Origin of the sequence: Pontibacter sp. SGAir0037 (assembly GCF_005491705.1) — a bacterium.
GTDB lineage: Bacteria > Bacteroidota > Bacteroidia > Cytophagales > Hymenobacteraceae > Pontibacter.
The window spans coordinates 3,808,574-3,825,885 of sequence record NZ_CP028092.1 but is presented as its reverse complement, the minus strand read 5'-3'; the positions used below and the strand labels follow the sequence as shown (position 1 = coordinate 3,825,885).

The following is a 17,312-nucleotide window of genomic DNA, read 5'->3' as shown; positions in this document are numbered from 1 at the left end:
CTTAAAATGAAAGAGGCTCTTTCATGCGAAAGAACCTCTAAAAATATATATTATTTTAAATATTTGGCTCGTTTAAAACAGAATTTTGGAATTAATCCTGATTATCACGCCATTCGTACACCCATGCCGCCTGTATCTGCTCCAGATGGCCTTCGTTGGATTCTTCTTTTGTGCCCTCGAAATTCGGAAGGGATAATACCCACTCCAGCAGCTCTGTAAAGCGGATACGGTAAATTTTAGACTCTGTGAATTCATCACCGAACTTTTCATAAAGTGCCATCGCTATGTCTTCATAGTCGCCCCAATGCATAGGAGGTTCGTAATTCTTGCTCATATTCTTTTCTTTACAATTTTAATGGCCTAAGAAATCTTGTTCTGGTATGGTTACTACAATGTCTTCGTTCCCCTGAACAACGCACTGGCAGCCTAACCTCGAGTTGATTCGTGGATCTACCGCGCGATCAATATAGTCTTCTTCCTTATCAGTGATTTCAGGCAGATCGTCCATTCCTGCTTCTATGTATACATGGCAGGTGCTGCAACCGCACACACCACCACAGTTATGCTGAAGTTTAATGTTGTTGTTTAGTGCCACATCCAGTACCGATTCTCCCTCTACGGCAGGTAGCGTCTGGTCGGGCTGACCATCAACAAACTTAAATGTTATATTTACAACTTTCATGTATCAAATTATTTTAAGCTGCAATTTATAAAACCTGGCCTCCTAATCAAAACCCCTCTTTCTTTCTGATCTTAAGAAAGTATAACTTTCAGCCGAATCACAGGATTTTACTGCTGTTTGCAGCAGAATGTTTAGCCTGTATGCTTTGGGTTAATTTCAGGTATAGCTCTTTATACGCCGGGTGGTGGTGCAGCATGGCGAGGTGTTCTTCTATTACATTCTGGTCGTGGCGAACTGCAGGGCCCGTCTGTACCTGAAAAGGATCTTGCTGCATAGCTTTGGCAATAGTTTCCTGGATGAGTGGGTGCAATAGCTCAATTGGTAAGTTCGCTTCTGAAAGCAATTCTCTGCTGATGCCCAACAGGTGGTTGGTAAAATTACAGGCAAAGACAGCTGACAGGTGCAGGTGCTTTCTTAACAGGGAAGATACCTGGTGCACAATGGGGGAAAGGGTTTTTGCCAGTTGCTGCAGTTGCTGTAAAGTTGCTTCGTCTTCAGCCTCTATCAGGATAGGGGTTTGTGAAAAATCAACTGCTTTGCTTCTGGAGAAGGTTTGCAATGGGTATAAAACCCCCGTGCGAGCTCCTGCTACAGCTGCTAGTATAGCTAAAGGTTGTGAGCCTGATGTATGACAGACAATGGTTCCGGGTTTTACCTCCAGCTGTTTAGCAACACTGGCAATTGCTGTATCAGATACGGCAATTACAGCTAGGTCCAGATCGTAGGATAAAAAGTTTAAGCTCTCCGTAGCAGTGGCGTTGGCAAGCTGGTGCGCCAGATCTTCGCTATGGGATCGGGTGCGGCTGTATACCGCCGCCACCTCATGGCCCATCTTCTCAAGTGCTTTCGCAAGGTGGCCGGCCACATTACCAGCACCAACTAAGGCAATTTTCATGTAGTGTAAGGTTTATATGTAGCTATTGCGTTCTCATATACACGCAGTAAGCGAGGAATAACGGCCTGTTTAGAAAACCTGGCCAGAAAATCCTTTCTGATTATACTTGGATCATAATCATCTATGTGCCGCATCATGTATTGCATGGCATCTGCCAGTTGTAGTGGATTGTTTTTATCTACCAGTATTCCATTTTGTGCTGTTACGATACTTTCAGGCCCTCCGCATCTGGTAGAGATGATAGGTTTACCGCAGGCTATTGCCTCTGCATACACTATTCCCATCGATTCATGCTGGCTTGGGAGCACAAATACATCGCATTGTTGGTATTCTGCCAAAGCAGCTTTTCTTGAAATTTCTCCCAGCCAATGCACCTTGTCGCTTATACCAAGTTGAGATGTCAGAGTTTTGTACGTTTGCAGATGGGTGCCTGTACCTCCGATCCTGAACAGTGCCTTGCTTTCTTTGGGTAAGGCCTGTACTGCATAAAGCAGTTGGTCTATTCCCTTTTCAGGTTCTATGGAACCAAGCGTGAAAAAAGTAAAAGCACGATCAGTATGTTTAATAGCTGCATGGGGTTTAAAAAATGTTTCCTCTACAAAATTAGGAAGTACCTGTATGTGAGGTATGCCCAAGCTATGTATAGTAGCCGCAAGTGTCTGACCTACAGCTATAACAGTAGCTGCTTCTGAGTAAGCCTGTTTAAAAAAAGCCTGTAGCTGTCCCTGCTTGTTTACATAGTATGGGCTTGGGAAAGGCTCCATATGCTCGGTAAGTACATAAGGAATATGAAGCCTGCGTGAGAGTTCCAGGGCTATATAACCACCAGGATAACCAATATGTGCTTGTATAAGGTCTACAGCACCGAAATCACTTTTGAATGCCTCTATGTTGTATAGATTTGCTTGAATTATTGCCTTTATATTGCCTTTCGCTACCTTTCTGGTCCAGGTAAAAGCAGGTTTTGTATACTCGACCAGGTTAGGGAGCAGGGCGTGTTTGCCTGGTTTGAGTGGAGAGGTACCTAATTTTTTAACAGACGTAAGCGGTTCACCTGCCCAGAGCAGGTACCGTTTATCCTTCTGCCCCCACAGGCTTATACCTATATTTATAGAAGCATTTGAAGCACATATTCCTATAGCCTGTTCTTTGATAAAAACTCCGTTTAGCGGGTAATCATACGAAGGATACCAGGAAGGTATGACAAATATATTCATGCAGGAGTAATAATCGCTTCTTGCGGTGAAGGGCATATTACAAATAAGGCAGGCTTTATGCAAGCCTGCCTTATTTCAGATAGAAAGTAGTGCTGGTTAGGCTACCTGAACTTCTTTTTCTTTTTTAGATTTTGCCTTTGCTTTGCCTTCACCGGAATTCCCTTCCTGGTTACGACGCACAATAGCCATTACAAAGCCGATAGACATAACAATGGTGCCGATCCAGAGGATGTTCACGAAAGGCTTTTCCATTGCTTTCAGAATAATGTAGTCTTTCTGTGTCACATTTACTCCGATCTTGAACTGGTTCTTTTCAGTGTCGATGTTCATGAAGATAAGGCGGATGCCGAGGTCTTCCACCACTTCCGGGATGCGCCCCATCATCTGGTCTTTGATCATCAGGACTGGGTGCGCGTGGTAATTTTTACGCTCGCCCATAATCTTGAAGTCGGCTTGCACTGCTACATCTTCTCCTGCTAACTGCACGCCTGGCACCTGCTGGATACGTTCAATGCCATTGAATACAGCCACATAATCATTAATGATCAGCGTGTCGCCGGCTTTAACATCATACTCTTTCAGCTCTCCCCAATCTTTCTCTTCGCTAGGATCAGGAATGGTAGAGATGTGCGTGTAAAGGTCTTTTGAAGCAAAATGCTTAATGTCCGGAGACGCTAATAAGCCCATATTCGGGTTAGCCTGTGCCCTCGGATACAGCACGAACTCCTCTTCATCATTTTTATACGCTACTTCATAAAATGTATTTTCCGGAGAAAGCAGGTTTAATGTGTCACCTGTCTTGAAATAAAGTTTATCTTTTACCTTGATGTCTCCGCGAGCAATAGCTTTATATTCATCGGCTGTCGGGAAAAGTAATTCTTTGTTTACATAGCCTGGCACACCAATTACTTCCTGAAACTGGCCTCTGAAGCTAACCTGGTACTTATCCATCTGTACAGGTGTATTTCTCCAAAGCAACACATTATCACGGTTGATTTCATCGGAAAACTCTCTTGAATAAAGCAGACCTGAAGCGTTTTGCGAAATAATGTTAGAATAACCAGAAGAGAACAGAATACCGATCAGCATCATGGCAATGCCTATATGTGATACAGCACCACCAGATAAAGTGATTTTTTTCTGCAACAGTCCCAGTATAATGCTCAGGTTTGCAAATACAGCAAAAAGAGAAGTTACAAACAGGGTTATGTATACCGGGTTATCCAGTTTAAATGGCAGTATGTCGAACTTATTAGAAAGGATAATAACCAATGCCGAAAATAACAGCGTTAGCATCAGCGGCATAGTAATCGCATCTTTAAAGCTGTTCTTGTTCGCCTTTTTCCACCAAAGCAACTGGCCTACGCCTGTTAAGATGGCTATCAGCACACCTGCCCATAATTGGAATTTAGTATAATGCGCAATCTGATCGGCTGGTAAGGCTGCGTTGGTTTCTATTCCGATAAAGCCCAGAAAAGAGTTATATACCGGAATAGAGGTTGTGAATAATACCTGGAACGCAGCCAGGCAGAGTACTACAGCCCCAATAAATACCCAGAATTCGGCACTGTACGTCGAAAGCTCTTTTTCTGTAGAAGGGATTTCTTTCCAGCGGTATACCAGCAGCCCTATAGCAAGTACTGTAAAGGCTGCCAGGTAAGTGAACAACTGACCTGATAGGCCTAAATCTGTGAAAGAGTGAACAGAAGCATTTCCTAAAATACCACTACGTGTTAAGAAAGTGGCGTACAGTATCAGCAGAAAAGAGGTAATTACTAGGATAAAGGAAGCTGTGAGGCCTTGTTTGCTTCTGCGGTAGGCGATCATAACGTGAATTGCGCCAACCAGCACGAGCCACGGAATGTATACGGCGTTTTCCACCGGGTCCCAGTTCCAGTAGCCACCAAAGTTCAATGTTTCATAGGCCCAGTAAGCACCCATCATAATACCTACACCCAGCACCACCGCTGCAAAATGAGACCAGGGTAAAGCCGGACGAATCCATTCGGTAAACTTACCTTTCCAGAGCCCGGCAATGGCGAAGGCAAACGGTACTAAAGTAGCGGCAAAACCCAGGAAAAGAGTAGGAGGGTGAATCACCATCCAATAGTTTTGTAAGAGCGGGTTCAGGCCGGTGCCATCCTGTGGTACAAAGTTAGGATCCATGGCAAATACAGGTGCATCTGTCATGAAGTCGCGCATCAGGATAAAGGGTGATGAGCCAAGCTTGAAGTTGCCGATTACCACACCCAGAATCATGGAGGTAAGGAAGATCTGTACAAAAGAGAAAGTCGCCATCACAGGTGCTTCCCAAACTTTGTTTTTCTTCCCGAAGTTAATCAGAGTTATTCCCAAGGCTACATGCCAGAATATCCACAACAGGAACGATCCTTCCTGGCCTTCCCAGAAGCAGGAAATCATGTAATAAACAGGCAGGTGATTTGAAGAGTGGCTCCAGGCGTAGTAGTACTCGTAGCGGTGCTCGTAAATAATATTGAAAAGAATAAACACTACGGCTATAACAGCCACACCATGCACATAAAAAGCACCGCGAGCCATGGTGCGCCAGGAGGTGTCGCCGCTTTCCTGCACAGATTGGCGCGATGCCATAAAATAAGCATAGGAGGCCACAATGGCTGCTACAAAGGCTACAATCACACTCAGATGCCCCAGGTCTCCGATCAGCGTATTAATCATTTTTTGATAGTTAAGAGTTAAGAGTTAAAAGTTAAGAGAGCATTTAATATGTAACTCTTAACTTTTAACTAAAAATTAAAGGCTTGCTGTTACTTCTTTCTCCACATACTTGGATGGGCACTTCAGCAAGATTTTGTCGGCCACAAACACGTTGTTTTGCATGTTGCCCGTTATAACCACCTGCTCCGAACGCTCAAAGTCCTGTGGTTTTGGGTTATAATACACCACCTGCTGCTCAAAACGGTTGGTATCTACAAGCGTAAAAGCAAAATAGTTAGGGTCTATCAATGGGTCGTACTGCATACCTACAATATGGCCTTTTGCATCTTTCTTCAGGCGGCCCACCACGTGCACCTTCGTAGAGTTGCCGTCCTGGGCACGTTCAATAGCCTCTCCGAAAGAAACATAAGTACTGGCGTCGCCGGCAGTTGTCATAATAATCATGATAGCTACTGCGATAACAACTATCCCGATAATGTGTGACTTTTTCATCTGTATAAAAAGTAGTTTATTTCTGGTAGCCTAACACTCTGGTACAGGTTTTAAATCCATTGTGCAGAGCCATTTTTGCTATACTTTGATATAGTAGTGATTAGCTGCTGTTTAGCGATTTACCAACTCTTCTTTAAGCTGCTTTTCCAGCTTGCCCACTTTCCTGTCAATAGAGATCAGGTAAAAAATAAGGCCGGCCAGTACGGTCAGTATCACGGCTATTACTACATAAATTTTACCGTCCTGGCGTAGAAGGTCAGCCATTTCCACTTCGGGAGCAACAGCAGTTGTTTGAGATTGAGGTGTTTGTGCCTGAGCGGTTTGTAAGCCCATGGCAGCCGTTAACATAAAGCAGCACAGGGCAAGAATTCTAATTACTTTCATATAAGCGTTGTCTCAGTATTTCTAATCTTGATTTCACATTTACAATCCAGATACCCAGCAGTGTCCAGCCTATCACAGCAGGATAAAACACCAGGCGCAGGCGGTTGTCGAGGTCGTATGCGTTAAAGCCGGGATTGCCTCCATTGCCAGGGTGCAACGAATCTGTTAAGCGGGGAAGTATGAACAGCAATGGGATAAGCGCTGCAAAGGCAAATATATTATATACTGCACTAATGCGTGCCCGCTGCTGTTGCTCTGCAAACGAACTGCGCAGCACCATGTAAGCAAAGTAAATGAGAAGGCCTATTGCTGCTCCGTTCTGCTTCGGATCGTTGCTCCAGAACTCCCCCCAGGTAAAGCGAGCCCATTCCATGCCCGTTACAATACCTAATACGCCAAACAATATGCCCACTTTTGCAGCTTCAAAAGCAATCACATCGTTTTGGATGGTTGGGTTGCGCAGGTATTTAATTGAGTACACCACCGAAATAAGCAGGATCAGGATCATGCCAAACCACATCGGTACGTGGAAGAAAAGATTGCGAACAGTTTCGTTTAGGATAGGTAGTCGTGGAACATCTGCTAACATACCTGCCACTACTGTGAATAACAGCAGGAGTACCGTTAGTATTTTCCACCAGTTATTTTTCATGCTATTTTAGATTGTAGATTTTATATGCTAGCGTTTTGCCACATCAAATTAACACTACTAACAGAATTGAAGTTTGATAAATTACATTCCCTAACTTTCTAAACCCTTTTTACATTCATTTAATTCGATTCTTCTCCATTTTATCTGTGTGATTCTTGTCATTTTTAGCTGCAACTGCTTTTAAACCATCATTTCTGCAAGTGTATCACCTAAAATCCAGCGACTCAAATTTTATGAGTTATGTTCGCCAAAGGTACGGGAATAAGATATAAGATACAGTGACAACGATCATGTTTATGGCAAGCAGGGTAAGTAGTTCGTCGAAACTTGCGCTACGGTCTAATCCGTCTATGGCGTTTTTAGACATTTTTATTAGCATGAGCAGCATAGGCGTGATTACCGGAAAGCTAAGTACTGCCATGAGTGTGCTGCTGTTAGCAGCTTTGGAGGCGATGCCTGCAATCATGGTTAAAGAGGTAGCAAAGCCTATGGCACCTAGCAGAATGCTGAGCAGGAACATGGGGATATCCTGTACCAGGTTTCCCAGCACCAGCGCATACACCACAAAACAAATGAGTGCAAGCACCAGCATCAGGCAGGCATTGTACAGAATCTTGGCCAGAATAATGCCCTGTGGGCTGGCAATTGAGTAGAAGTAAAGCAGCCTGCCCCGGTTCTCCTGCATAAAGCTTTTGGCAATGGCATTTACAGAGGTAAAAAGCAGGATAATCCAGAACAGCGCATTCCAGACGGGCACATCAGTTCTGGGATTGAACTGGCGTAGTCCAAAACTCAGAAAGCAGACAAAAACAGTGCTGCTCACATACAGCAGCATACCGTTAAAAGCATACTTCTGCCGCCACTCCAGCACAAAATCCTTCTGCATTAAATATAAAACTTCTTTAAAAAGCACCTCTTTTCAATTTTGTTGCAAAGGTACAACACAAACTGCTGGAATGGTAGTTTTATTTGGTCTGCCGGTTTCAGGCTGCGCTAAAGCAAAAGAGGGTATCGCTTTAAGCCATACCCTCTTTCATCTACTCGTCTTTATCTTTCTTCTTTTTCTTCTTTTTGTGCTTCACCACTTTGGCATCGCGGTAAAAAATAATTTCTTCAGCGATATTGGTGGCTTGGTCGCCGATGCGCTCAATCTTTTTGATGATGGAAAGCAGAACCAGGCCCTCCTGTATTTTATCAGGATTGTCTTTTATATACTTTGCAATCAGGCTATCCGATTTGTGATAAATTTTGTTGAGGGCTTTATCTCGTTTGATGACCTGCTTTGCCAGTTCTGTATCTCCATTTAAATAAGCAGTGCGGCATTCTGCCAGCATGGCGACGGCTGCCTGAAACATTTCTCCTGTTTTGGTAGCAGTTAGCAAATGCTGGTTAATGGGCGCTGATAACTTTTTAACGTAATACCCGATGCCTTCCGAAGAATCGCCAATGCGCTCCAGATTAGCATTTATCTTGAGAGTAGCCAGCAGTGTACGCAGATCAACTGCTACGGGTGTAAACAGGGCAAATACGTTTTCGCAAAGGCGGTCTACTTTTATATCGTATTTATTTACCTTTTTGCCCAGGTTTATGATCTTCTCGGCCAGTTCATGATTAATGGTGGCCAGTGCTTCCTGGCTGCTCTGTACCTGGTAGTCAACCAGGTCCCACATCTCCATCAGCTTCGATTTTATTTTCTCTAATTCTATATCTATATGAGACATGCTTGTTGTTAGTGTTATGGGTGAGTGTACCTAGTATTTACGAAAAAGAACAGGGTTGTAGCTATTACCCGAAACGGCCTGTAATGTAGTTCTGAGTCCGCTCGTTTTTCGGGCTTGTAAACAGCGTTTTGGTTTTAGCATATTCCACTAACTCGCCCATGTAGAAAAAAGCCGTATGATCGCTAACACGACCCGCCTGCTGCATGTTGTGAGTAACAATAACAATAGTGTAGTCCTTTTTGAGATCGTAGATAAGCTCCTCAATTTTAGAAGTAGAGATCGGGTCGAGGGCAGAAGCTGGTTCGTCCATCAATAGCACTGTTGGCTGAATGGCCAGGGCACGTGCAATGCAAAGCCGCTGTTGCTGCCCCCCTGAAAGAGCCAGGGCAGATTTATCCAGCTTGTCCTTTACCTCATCCCAGAGAGCCGCCTGCCGCAGCGACTTTTCACAAACGTCGTTCAGAACGGCTTTGTTTTTAATGCCTTGTATTTTAAGGCCATATATCACATTCTCAAAAATGCTTTTCGGGAAAGGGTTCGGCTTCTGAAAAACCATCCCTACCTCTTTGCGAAGTTCATCTACCCGTACTTTCTTATCGTAGATGTCCCGTCCATCGAGCAGAATGTCGCCTTCTACTCTAAAGCCGTCCACGTAGTCGTTCATACGGTTGAGCGTGCGCAGGAAAGTAGATTTACCACAGCCTGAGGGACCAATAAAGGCTGTAACAGCCTTTTCTTCCATTGCCAGGTTTATATTTTTAAGTGCATGGAAGTTGCCATAGTAGGCATTTAAATCTTTTGCTTCCAGCTTATATGTTTTCTCTTTCATGAATTCTTTACCACTTTACTTTTTTCTGCTGCCTGTTGCGAAGGTATACGGCAATGCCGTTTAGCACAAATGTGATGGCTAATAATATAATAATGGCTGCCGCTGCATTTACCAGGAAATCAGCCTGTGGGCGAGACGTCCAGTTAAAGATCTGGATAGGCAATACTGTAAACTCATCCATAGGTGTGCCCGGAACAAATGGCACATAGGCCAGTGCACCTATCACAATAAGCGGAGCAGCTTCTCCCACAGCCCTGGAAAGTGCCAGAATGATGCCTGTAAGTATACCGCCAAAGGAGGCAGGCAGTACCTGGTGCCACGTGGTTTGCCATTTAGAAGCTCCCAGGGCAAAAGAACCATCGCGGATGCTTCTGGGTACTGCTTTTATCGCTTCGCGGGTAGTTACTATAATAATAGGCAGTATCAGCAGCGATAAGGTAAGTGCACCTGCCAGTAGGCTGCCACCCAGGCGCATTTGCCTTACAAACAGCTCCAGGCCAAGCAAACCATAAATAATGGAAGGTACACCTGCCAGGTTTGCTATGTTAATTTCCAGAATATTAGCCAGTCGCCCTTTTTTACTGTATTCTTCCAGGTAAACGCCTGTAGCTATACCTATCGGAAAGGCAATAACAGCTGTTAATACCAGTATCCAGAGTGTGCCTGCCCAGGCGGTAAGTATACCTGCCCTGCTGGCCCTTCTGGAGGGTAGGCTGGTTAAGAAGTCCCAGTCAATTCTTTTGGCACCTTCTATAATAATATCAACCAGGAAAACACCTAATACAACAATGCCTATAAAGGTGCAAAAAATGCCAAAGACTTGAAAAGCCTTGTCTTTCAGCCTGTTTTTATCTGAATTAGTCATACTTCTCCTGATATTTCTTTTTAATCCAGAAACTGATATTGTTTAGTGCAAACGTGAACACAAACAGCGTAATACCAGCTGCAAATATGGTTCTGTATTCCAGCGAGCCGTGCGGCACATCGCCTAAGCTTACCTGCACAATATAAGTCGTAATTGTTTCGATAGGAACCAGTGGGTTTAAGGTTAGCCTTGGTTGCTGTCCGGCTGCGATAGCCACAATCATAGTTTCGCCTACAGCCCGCGAAATAGCCAGTATAACCGATACCACTATGCCTGACGAAGCGGCAGGAACCATCACGCCAAATGCGGTTTGTAACCGGGTAGAACCCATGCCGTAAGCTGCTTCCCGTAAGGAGCGGGGTACAGCACTAATGGCATCTTCGCTTAAGGAAGATATCATCGGGATAATCATGATGCCCATTACAATACCAGCAGATAAAGCATTGAAACCAGCTAAGCCTGGAATAATTTTTTGCAGGAAAGGAGTAACTACCGTTAAGGCAAAGAAGCCATAGACCACTGTTGGAATTGTTGCCAGCACCTCCAGCATAGGCTTTACAACCTGTTTTAAGCGGGCGTGGGCGTATTCGTTCAGGTACACAGCAATGGTTAGCCCTAACGGGAGCGCTACTGCAATAGCAATAGCGGTAGTCAGAAAGGTGCCTGCCACCAGGGGCAATATGCCAAATCTCTTGTCGGCAAACAGCGGTGTCCATTCTTTCTCCGTCAGGAATTCCACTATAGAAACCTCTCTGAAGAAAGCAACCGATTCCGACAGCAGTACCCAGATAATACCAATGGTGATGAGTACGGTGATAACTGCGGACATACGCAGCAAACCTTCAATAATTTTCTCTTGTACTCTCAAGGTGCTTAAGAATTAAGTGCGGTTAAGGCATGTAAATTACTATGTCTTTAACCGCACTATATATAAGATAATTAAATTATTGCTTTGCTACGCCAGATGTGAACTGCTGGAACTTCTGCTTCTGCTCTTTGTAGTTTTCGGCAGGCATTGGAATATACCCTACTTCTTCGCTAAGAGTAGCGGCATTATCCAGGTAAAAGTTCACAAACTCTACTACTTCCGGTCTTGCAGCTGCCTTCGAGTTCACATAAATGAACAGCGGGCGCGAAAGCGGAGCATAGGTGCCATCTTTTACAGTTTCCAGAGAAGGCATAATAGCGCCTGCACCGTTGCTGTCGTTGCCATCGTTTACAGGCACTGCTTTCAGCTTATTTTGGTTTTCTTCGTAGTATGCATAGCCGAAGAAGCCCAGTGCATATTTATCTGTTGAAACGCCTTGTACCAACACATTGTCGTCTTCGCTGGCTGTATAGTCGCCACGGCTGGAGTGGCTTTTTCCTACAATAGCTTCTGTAAAGTAATCGTAAGTTCCCGATTCTACTCCGGCCCCATATAAATGGATCTCCTGGTTAGGCCATTCCGGCCTGATCTGATTCCAGCGGGTGATTGTTCCTTGTGCAGCTGGCTCCCAGATTTTTTTAAGTTCTGCTACTGTAATATCTTTCACCCAGTCGTTTTCAGGGTTCACAACAATTGTAAGGCCGTCGTATGCAACAGGGAGTTCTAAATATGAAATGTTGTTGGAGTTGGCTGTTGCGGCTTCTTCGGCGTTCATGGTGCGGGAAGCATCTACGATATCTATTTCGCCGCGCGTAAACTTTTTCATGCCGCCGCCTGTACCCGAAATACCGACAGTTACTTTTACACCGGATGCCTCGGCTCTAAAATCTTCTGCAACTGCCTCGGTAATAGGGTAAACGGTAGATGAACCGTCGATCTGAATACTGCCTTCTAAATTAGAGGCAGTAGTTGAACCTTCATTTTGATTGCCACCGCAAGCGCTTAGCAAAAGAGTGCCGCCTAAAACAAGTGCAGCATATAGCTTAAATTTTAACATAAGCCAGATTGGTTTTGTGTTGTTGTTTGATTTTGTGAGATTAAACTGTAATTGAAGGTTGGAGGTTACTGTTGAGCTACAAGCTGTAGATCAGTCAGTTGGTTGGTTTGCGCTGTATGCCGTTTAGTCCCTTTAAGTTTATGTAATCGACTGCAAATTTGGTATATTACCAAGCAATCCCTTTCTTAAGTAATGTTATGTTATTGTTAAGTTTTAACAGTAGCTGCATGGTTCCTTCCTGTTGTATAGAAGTTGTAAACCGCATTAGAAGCTAAACTGTGCCTGTAGCCTGAGCCTGTTGCCAGACTGCCTGTTGTTCTGTACTCTTGCATTGCTTGTAGTTCTGTCGCCGATGCTATAGTCGGCTACCAGTTCAAAATTTTTAAAAGGCTGCCATTCTGCACCTATCTCTGTTTCATAAACCCGATGGCTGGTAGCATCCAACTCGTGCTTTTTGCCGCCTTCATAATATTGCATTTTCAGGAAGGGAAGCAGGAACTGTTCTCCTATTTTTAATTGATAAATGGCTTGAGCATAGCCTCCTTTCAGAGATTTTGTCTGAATAGAGTTTGTAGCGATGTCATATTCAGGGCCTCTTCCTACGTTGTATTCGGCTTGAAAACCCAGCGGTTGCGGGTAAACAACAACGGTGGCAGCTATACGCTGATCTTTAAAATTCGGGGCCAAGGGTTCAGAGGTTGGGGCAGTAGCTTCGTTGTTCGGGTTAATAGTAACGCCAGTAGTCAGCTGATCGGCAGTTAAGGTATAGATGCCTGTATAAGCCTGAATGCCTGGTTCTATAAACTGACCGTTAGGAAGCTTTATAGGATATGTGAAACGAGCTACAATATGTTGTGTATTGTTGGCTTCAGGTCTGTTGGCCGTTTGGCCGTTGTAGATGCCTAAGCCGAACATGCCATAGTCTCCGGAGCCTTTCAGAACTGAGTTGGTCAATTCTTCGAAGCGCTCGCGCACTACCGTAGGTGCCCAGTAAAAGAAAATACCTATGTCTCGTTCGTTAGCCACTGCACTGTTCAGGGCATCGTTACGGTCCAGCACGATACGGTTGCTGCTCGACTGCATGTTTTCAAACCCATAGGGCACCTTGCTTTGCCCGAAACGCAGTCTGAATTCCTTGTCTTTGTCCAGGGCCAGATCGAAATAAGCATCTCGTAACTGCAGGAAATTAAGAGAACCTCCGCCCGGAGAAGAGGCAAGATCGGGCTGGATATACACAAACACCCTTTCATGCACATTGCCGCTGAAGATTAGTCGGGCCCGGCGTATAAAAAAGCCTCCGTTTTCTCCTAAAGACCTGTCGCACTGGTCGCACTTAAGCAGTGGGTTTGTCTCGAGCAGGCGGTTGTAGCGTATTTGGGTATAGCTTCTTAGCGAGATTCTCTCATACCACTTTTTTGTAGGAGATGCGACAGGGGGAACTTGCTGTGTCGCGGATGGTGCTGCAACGGTTATGCTGGTGCTATCCGTTTGTTCCTGTGCTTTTACTTGATGGGCAAAGCTAAACCATAAAGACAGTCCTGTTGCCAGAACAGCTTTTACTGTTGTTTTTGTCATTGTGGGTGAGAATTTAATGCATGTTGCTTTATTTCTCTCTGGGGCGGGGTCCAGCCGTTCCAGAAAGGCAACTGCTCAGCTCGTACCAGTTAGTCAGGCTGTACTTGCTTTTGCACCACAAAGTTCTTACTTGGATGTTAGTTGTGTGTTATGGTAATGTTAAGTTATTGTTATGAGATTTTATGGGTTTCCCTTATTGATAACTTAGGAATGGGAAATTGCATTAATATAGTAGCTGCGCGTTCTGTGTCTGCCTAGGTTTAAGTTAAAATAAACAGTATATGTTGTTTTTAACTGATGGAGTCCTTTATAAAACAGGGCATGTTTTGGATTTTGTATAGTTCATTGTGGTGGGTTAAACTAGGGTAAGATGGAGATATTAACAGTACTTTACATGTGGTTAACAAATAGTTTAATTACAGGTAACATTAAGATAAATTTCTCTTAACACGGAAGAGCAATGATTAACATTAACATAATTAGTGGTTAATATTAGCTTAAAATGACTGATCTACTTTTGCAGCGAGACTAAAAACAAAGTAGATCAATGAAATTTTTATTTACATTTCTCACCATTCTTTCCACTACATTTTATGGCTTTGCCCAACAGGCTACACTTAAAGGCAAAGTTACTGATAAGAATTCCGGGGAGGAAATTATCGGAGCAGTGGTGTTTGTAAAGGGTACTTCCAAGGGAACTACTACTAACTACGAAGGAAATTTTACATTGCCGTTAGACCCAGGTACATATACTGTGTCAGTTACATTTCTTTCTTATAAGTCTTTTGAAAGTGCTGCAGTAAAAGTTAGTGCAGGCCAAGCAGCTGTGTTAAACGTGCAGCTTGAATCAATGGCTACCGAAATTCAAGGGGTAGAAATAGTTGGAGCCCGCCAAACAAATACGGAAATGGCTGTATTGCAAACAATGCGGCAAAGCGAAGTGGTTGTAAGCGGCGTTGGTGGCGAGCAGATAGCTAAGTCTATGGACCGTGATGCAGCAGAAACCGTTAAGCGTATTCCGGGAGTTACGATTCTGAATGACCGTTATATAGTTATCAGAGGTATGAATCAGCGTTATAATACAGTTATGCTGAACGATGCCTTAACACCAAGTACAGAACCAGATCAAAAAGCTTTTTCGTTCGATATTCTTCCAACAAGTGTGATAGATCGCATCATGATCTACAAGAATGGATCCCCTGAACTACCTGGTGAGTTTGGCGGAGGTGTTATAAAAATATATACAAAAAATGTAGTTGCTGATAATTCAACCAACATTGGAATTTCAGGTGCTTACAGGGTAGGCACTACCTTTAACACATTTCTAAACGATAGTAAGAGTACTACCGATTTTTTAGGGTTCGATAATGGGAAACGCGCTATTCCAGAAGGTGTGCCTGCAAATGTTAATACTTTATCAGGCAGACAGGATCAACTGCAACAAGTTGGGCGCTTATTCCCTAATAACTGGGCTCCTCAGTCTACTACAGCTGCTCCTGACCTGCGTTTGTCCTTGGGCTTAAATCGTATTTTCGATCTGGGTCCTTTGCAAATGAGTGGTATGAATGCCGTTTCTTATAGTAATACCAAAACAATAACTGAGGGTACAAGAGATACTTACGGCGCATATGATCCCTCGCTGGGCAGTAGTATGAGGCAGCAGAGTTATAGAGATGAAGTTTTTACCAATAATGTCCGTCTTGGAGTTATCAGTAACTGGTCTGCTCGTTTAAACAATAATAATAAGATTGAATTTAGAAATTTATTTAATCAGTTAGGTAGCAGCGAAGTATTGGCTCGTGAAGGTGTTGATTTTACAAATAGTAACCAATTGCAGCGTAATTATGCACTGCGTTACGAAAGCAGAACAATATATTCTGGGCAGCTACAAGGCACTCATGATTTTAATGATAATAAATCATCCTTAACCTGGACTGGAGGCTACAACTATACTAATCGTAATGAGCCAGATTACAGAAGAGTAAGAACTGTGGATGATGAAGGCAACGGAACTTATAAAGTGCTGCTACAGCCGAGTTCTAATCCTAGCCTTCAGGATGCTGGGCGTTTTTACTCTGATCTTAACGAACATGTGATTATGGCAAGCAGCCAGTATGAGCATCGATTTAGTACAGCTGACTCTACGGCGGAAAATGCTCCTAAAATTCGACTTGGTTTTTATGCTGAAAGAAAAGATAGAGACTATTTCTCACGTTTTCTGTCTTTTGCCTATGGCAATAATTTCGAGGAATCAATAGCTTATAAGCCGCTGAACGAAGTTTTTGCACCAGAAAATATCAATAGTACCAACGGCTTGATTTTAGTTGAAAACTATAATCCACAGAACAGCTATGAAGCTGCTAACACTAATATTGCTGGATATATAAGTGGTTCTACACCAATTACAACAAAGCTTTCTGTATCAGGTGGTGTGCGTGTGGAGTATAATAACCAAGAGTTGCGTTCCTCAAATTTTGATAATTCTCCAATCAATCGTAAGAATCCAGTAGTGAGCGTGTTACCATCTGCCAACTTTACTTACAACCTTGCCTCAAGAGCAATGTTGCGTGCAGGAGGTAGTATAAGTGTTAACAGACCTGAATTCAGAGAAATTGCGCCTGCCCCATACTTCGATTTTGTTAACCTGCTCGAAGTGATAGGTAACCCTACTTTAGAAAATGCTACAATTTATAATGGAGATGTTCGCTACGAATTTTATCCTAATCCTACCGAATTAATATCTGCTGGGGTGTTTTACAAGCACTTTGAGAAACCAATTGAAGCAGTTTTCAGAAATACTAGTGGTGCAAATACGATATCATTTGAAAATGCTAAAAGTGCCTTCAATTATGGCTTAGAGGCTGAAATTAGAAAATCTTTGCTTGATGTTTCTGAAAGTAGGTTTATACAGAACTTAACTGTAGTTCTAAATGCAGCCTTAATCAAAAGCGAAGTTGAGCTGTCTCAAAAGTCCTCAGGTTATCAGCCAGGGAAACGTGCCATGGTAGGGCAATCTCCTTATGCCCTGAACACAGGATTATATTACCAAGATAATGAGCGCCAGTTGCAGTTTAATGTACTATACAATGTTATTGGGCGACGCATTTTTGCTGCAGGAAGTAACCTGCGACAGGCTGTGTATGAAATGCCTCGAAATCTAATAGATATTTCGCTAACAAAAGGTATAGGAGAACATATTGAAATTAAAGCAGGCATTCAAGATCTGTTAAATCAGAAAACACGCTTGATCCAGGATTCTGACGACGATCAAAAAATAACATCAGTAGATGAACCTTTCAGGGTTTTCCGCAAAGGACAATATTCTACTTTGGGTATCACATACAAATTCTAAAAACAACTAAACCTTTTATTAATCAA

16 protein-coding genes are annotated in these 17,312 nt (G+C 43.4%); 1 reads left to right on the top strand and 15 read right to left on the bottom strand.

The features are described 5' to 3' along the window. Positions 1 to 91: 91 nt before the first annotated feature. The 15 genes from iscX to C1N53_RS15605 form a co-directional block, all read right to left on the bottom strand. A complete protein-coding gene (iscX, locus tag C1N53_RS15675; RefSeq protein WP_137760210.1) occupies positions 92 to 334 on the bottom strand; it encodes a Fe-S cluster assembly protein IscX in 243 nt (80 codons plus the stop codon). A gap of 18 nt (positions 335 to 352) precedes the next feature. After that, positions 353 to 682 carry a 2Fe-2S iron-sulfur cluster-binding protein gene (locus tag C1N53_RS15670; RefSeq protein ID WP_137760209.1) on the bottom strand — a complete coding sequence of 110 codons (330 nt, stop codon included), beginning with the start codon at positions 680 to 682 and terminating at the stop codon, positions 353 to 355. Between the two features lie 97 nt (positions 683 to 779). Further along, positions 780 to 1,577 (bottom strand): Rossmann-like and DUF2520 domain-containing protein, encoded by a 798-nt coding sequence (locus C1N53_RS15665; protein ID WP_137760208.1) that lies wholly within the window; start codon positions 1,575 to 1,577, stop codon positions 780 to 782. Beyond that, the gene (locus C1N53_RS15660) at positions 1,574 to 2,794 is read right to left on the bottom strand and encodes a glycosyltransferase (RefSeq protein ID WP_168194044.1); all 1,221 of its coding nucleotides are present in this window, start codon (positions 2,792 to 2,794) and stop codon (positions 1,574 to 1,576) included. The genes C1N53_RS15665 and C1N53_RS15660 overlap by 4 nt, the downstream gene beginning before the upstream one ends. Before the next feature lie 96 nt (positions 2,795 to 2,890). Further along, a complete protein-coding gene (gene ccsA, locus C1N53_RS15655) occupies positions 2,891 to 5,491 on the bottom strand; it encodes a cytochrome c biogenesis protein CcsA (protein WP_137760206.1) in 2,601 nt (866 codons plus the stop codon). Positions 5,492 to 5,566: 75 nt separating this feature from the next. Beyond that, complete coding sequence (locus C1N53_RS15650; protein ID WP_137760205.1) at positions 5,567 to 5,983, bottom strand: cytochrome c maturation protein CcmE; 417 nt, start codon at positions 5,981 to 5,983, stop codon at positions 5,567 to 5,569. A 111-nt stretch (positions 5,984 to 6,094) separates the two neighbouring features. After that, positions 6,095 to 6,367 (bottom strand): CcmD family protein, encoded by a 273-nt coding sequence (locus tag C1N53_RS15645; RefSeq protein WP_137760204.1) that lies wholly within the window; start codon positions 6,365 to 6,367, stop codon positions 6,095 to 6,097. Continuing rightward, complete coding sequence (gene ccsA, locus C1N53_RS15640; RefSeq protein ID WP_137760203.1) at positions 6,354 to 7,019, bottom strand: cytochrome c biogenesis protein CcsA; 666 nt, start codon at positions 7,017 to 7,019, stop codon at positions 6,354 to 6,356. The genes C1N53_RS15645 and ccsA (C1N53_RS15640) overlap by 14 nt, the downstream gene beginning before the upstream one ends. Before the next feature lie 238 nt (positions 7,020 to 7,257). Then, positions 7,258 to 7,905 (bottom strand): heme exporter protein CcmB, encoded by a 648-nt coding sequence (locus tag C1N53_RS15635; RefSeq protein WP_137760202.1) that lies wholly within the window; start codon positions 7,903 to 7,905, stop codon positions 7,258 to 7,260. Between the two features lie 151 nt (positions 7,906 to 8,056). Beyond that, a complete protein-coding gene (gene phoU / locus C1N53_RS15630; RefSeq protein WP_137760201.1) occupies positions 8,057 to 8,740 on the bottom strand; it encodes a phosphate signaling complex protein PhoU in 684 nt (227 codons plus the stop codon). A gap of 64 nt (positions 8,741 to 8,804) precedes the next feature. After that, positions 8,805 to 9,569, bottom strand: a complete 765-nt coding sequence (gene pstB / locus C1N53_RS15625; RefSeq protein ID WP_137760200.1) for a phosphate ABC transporter ATP-binding protein PstB — start codon at positions 9,567 to 9,569, stop codon at positions 8,805 to 8,807. A gap of 7 nt (positions 9,570 to 9,576) precedes the next feature. Continuing rightward, positions 9,577 to 10,434 carry a phosphate ABC transporter permease PstA gene (gene pstA, locus C1N53_RS15620; RefSeq protein ID WP_137760199.1) on the bottom strand — a complete coding sequence of 286 codons (858 nt, stop codon included), beginning with the start codon at positions 10,432 to 10,434 and terminating at the stop codon, positions 9,577 to 9,579. Then, positions 10,427 to 11,263: a phosphate ABC transporter permease subunit PstC gene (pstC, locus tag C1N53_RS15615; RefSeq protein ID WP_240773241.1), complete on the bottom strand. Its 837-nt coding sequence runs from the start codon at positions 11,261 to 11,263 to the stop codon at positions 10,427 to 10,429. Before pstC ends, pstA begins: the two co-directional genes overlap by 8 nt. Positions 11,264 to 11,378: 115 nt before the next feature. After that, a complete protein-coding gene (locus C1N53_RS15610) occupies positions 11,379 to 12,359 on the bottom strand; it encodes a PstS family phosphate ABC transporter substrate-binding protein (protein ID WP_137760197.1) in 981 nt (326 codons plus the stop codon). Between the two features lie 264 nt (positions 12,360 to 12,623). Further along, positions 12,624 to 13,934 (bottom strand): porin, encoded by a 1,311-nt coding sequence (locus C1N53_RS15605; protein ID WP_137760196.1) that lies wholly within the window; start codon positions 13,932 to 13,934, stop codon positions 12,624 to 12,626. A 547-nt stretch (positions 13,935 to 14,481) separates the two neighbouring features. On the opposite strand from C1N53_RS15605, the gene C1N53_RS15600 reads away from it, so the two are divergent. Next, positions 14,482 to 17,286: a TonB-dependent receptor gene (locus C1N53_RS15600; protein WP_137760195.1), complete on the top strand. Its 2,805-nt coding sequence runs from the start codon at positions 14,482 to 14,484 to the stop codon at positions 17,284 to 17,286. Positions 17,287 to 17,312 lie beyond the last annotated feature (26 nt).

Coding starts and splice junctions, on each gene's coding strand:
- iscX (WP_137760210.1), bottom strand. CDS start 334: ATGAGCAAGAATTACGAACCTCCTATGCATTGGGGCGACTATGAAGAC.
- C1N53_RS15670 (WP_137760209.1), bottom strand. CDS start 682: ATGAAAGTTGTAAATATAACATTTAAGTTTGTTGATGGTCAGCCCGAC.
- C1N53_RS15665 (WP_137760208.1), bottom strand. CDS start 1,577: ATGAAAATTGCCTTAGTTGGTGCTGGTAATGTGGCCGGCCACCTTGCG.
- C1N53_RS15660 (WP_168194044.1), bottom strand. CDS start 2,794: ATGAATATATTTGTCATACCTTCCTGGTATCCTTCGTATGATTACCCG.
- ccsA (WP_137760206.1), bottom strand. CDS start 5,491: ATGATTAATACGCTGATCGGAGACCTGGGGCATCTGAGTGTGATTGTA.
- C1N53_RS15650 (WP_137760205.1), bottom strand. CDS start 5,983: ATGAAAAAGTCACACATTATCGGGATAGTTGTTATCGCAGTAGCTATC.
- C1N53_RS15645 (WP_137760204.1), bottom strand. CDS start 6,367: ATGAAAGTAATTAGAATTCTTGCCCTGTGCTGCTTTATGTTAACGGCT.
- ccsA (WP_137760203.1), bottom strand. CDS start 7,019: ATGAAAAATAACTGGTGGAAAATACTAACGGTACTCCTGCTGTTATTC.
- C1N53_RS15635 (WP_137760202.1), bottom strand. CDS start 7,905: ATGCAGAAGGATTTTGTGCTGGAGTGGCGGCAGAAGTATGCTTTTAAC.
- phoU (WP_137760201.1), bottom strand. CDS start 8,740: ATGTCTCATATAGATATAGAATTAGAGAAAATAAAATCGAAGCTGATG.
- pstB (WP_137760200.1), bottom strand. CDS start 9,569: ATGAAAGAGAAAACATATAAGCTGGAAGCAAAAGATTTAAATGCCTAC.
- pstA (WP_137760199.1), bottom strand. CDS start 10,434: ATGACTAATTCAGATAAAAACAGGCTGAAAGACAAGGCTTTTCAAGTC.
- pstC (WP_240773241.1), bottom strand. CDS start 11,263: ATGTCCGCAGTTATCACCGTACTCATCACCATTGGTATTATCTGGGTA.
- C1N53_RS15610 (WP_137760197.1), bottom strand. CDS start 12,359: ATGTTAAAATTTAAGCTATATGCTGCACTTGTTTTAGGCGGCACTCTT.
- C1N53_RS15605 (WP_137760196.1), bottom strand. CDS start 13,934: ATGACAAAAACAACAGTAAAAGCTGTTCTGGCAACAGGACTGTCTTTA.
- C1N53_RS15600 (WP_137760195.1), top strand. CDS start 14,482: ATGAAATTTTTATTTACATTTCTCACCATTCTTTCCACTACATTTTAT.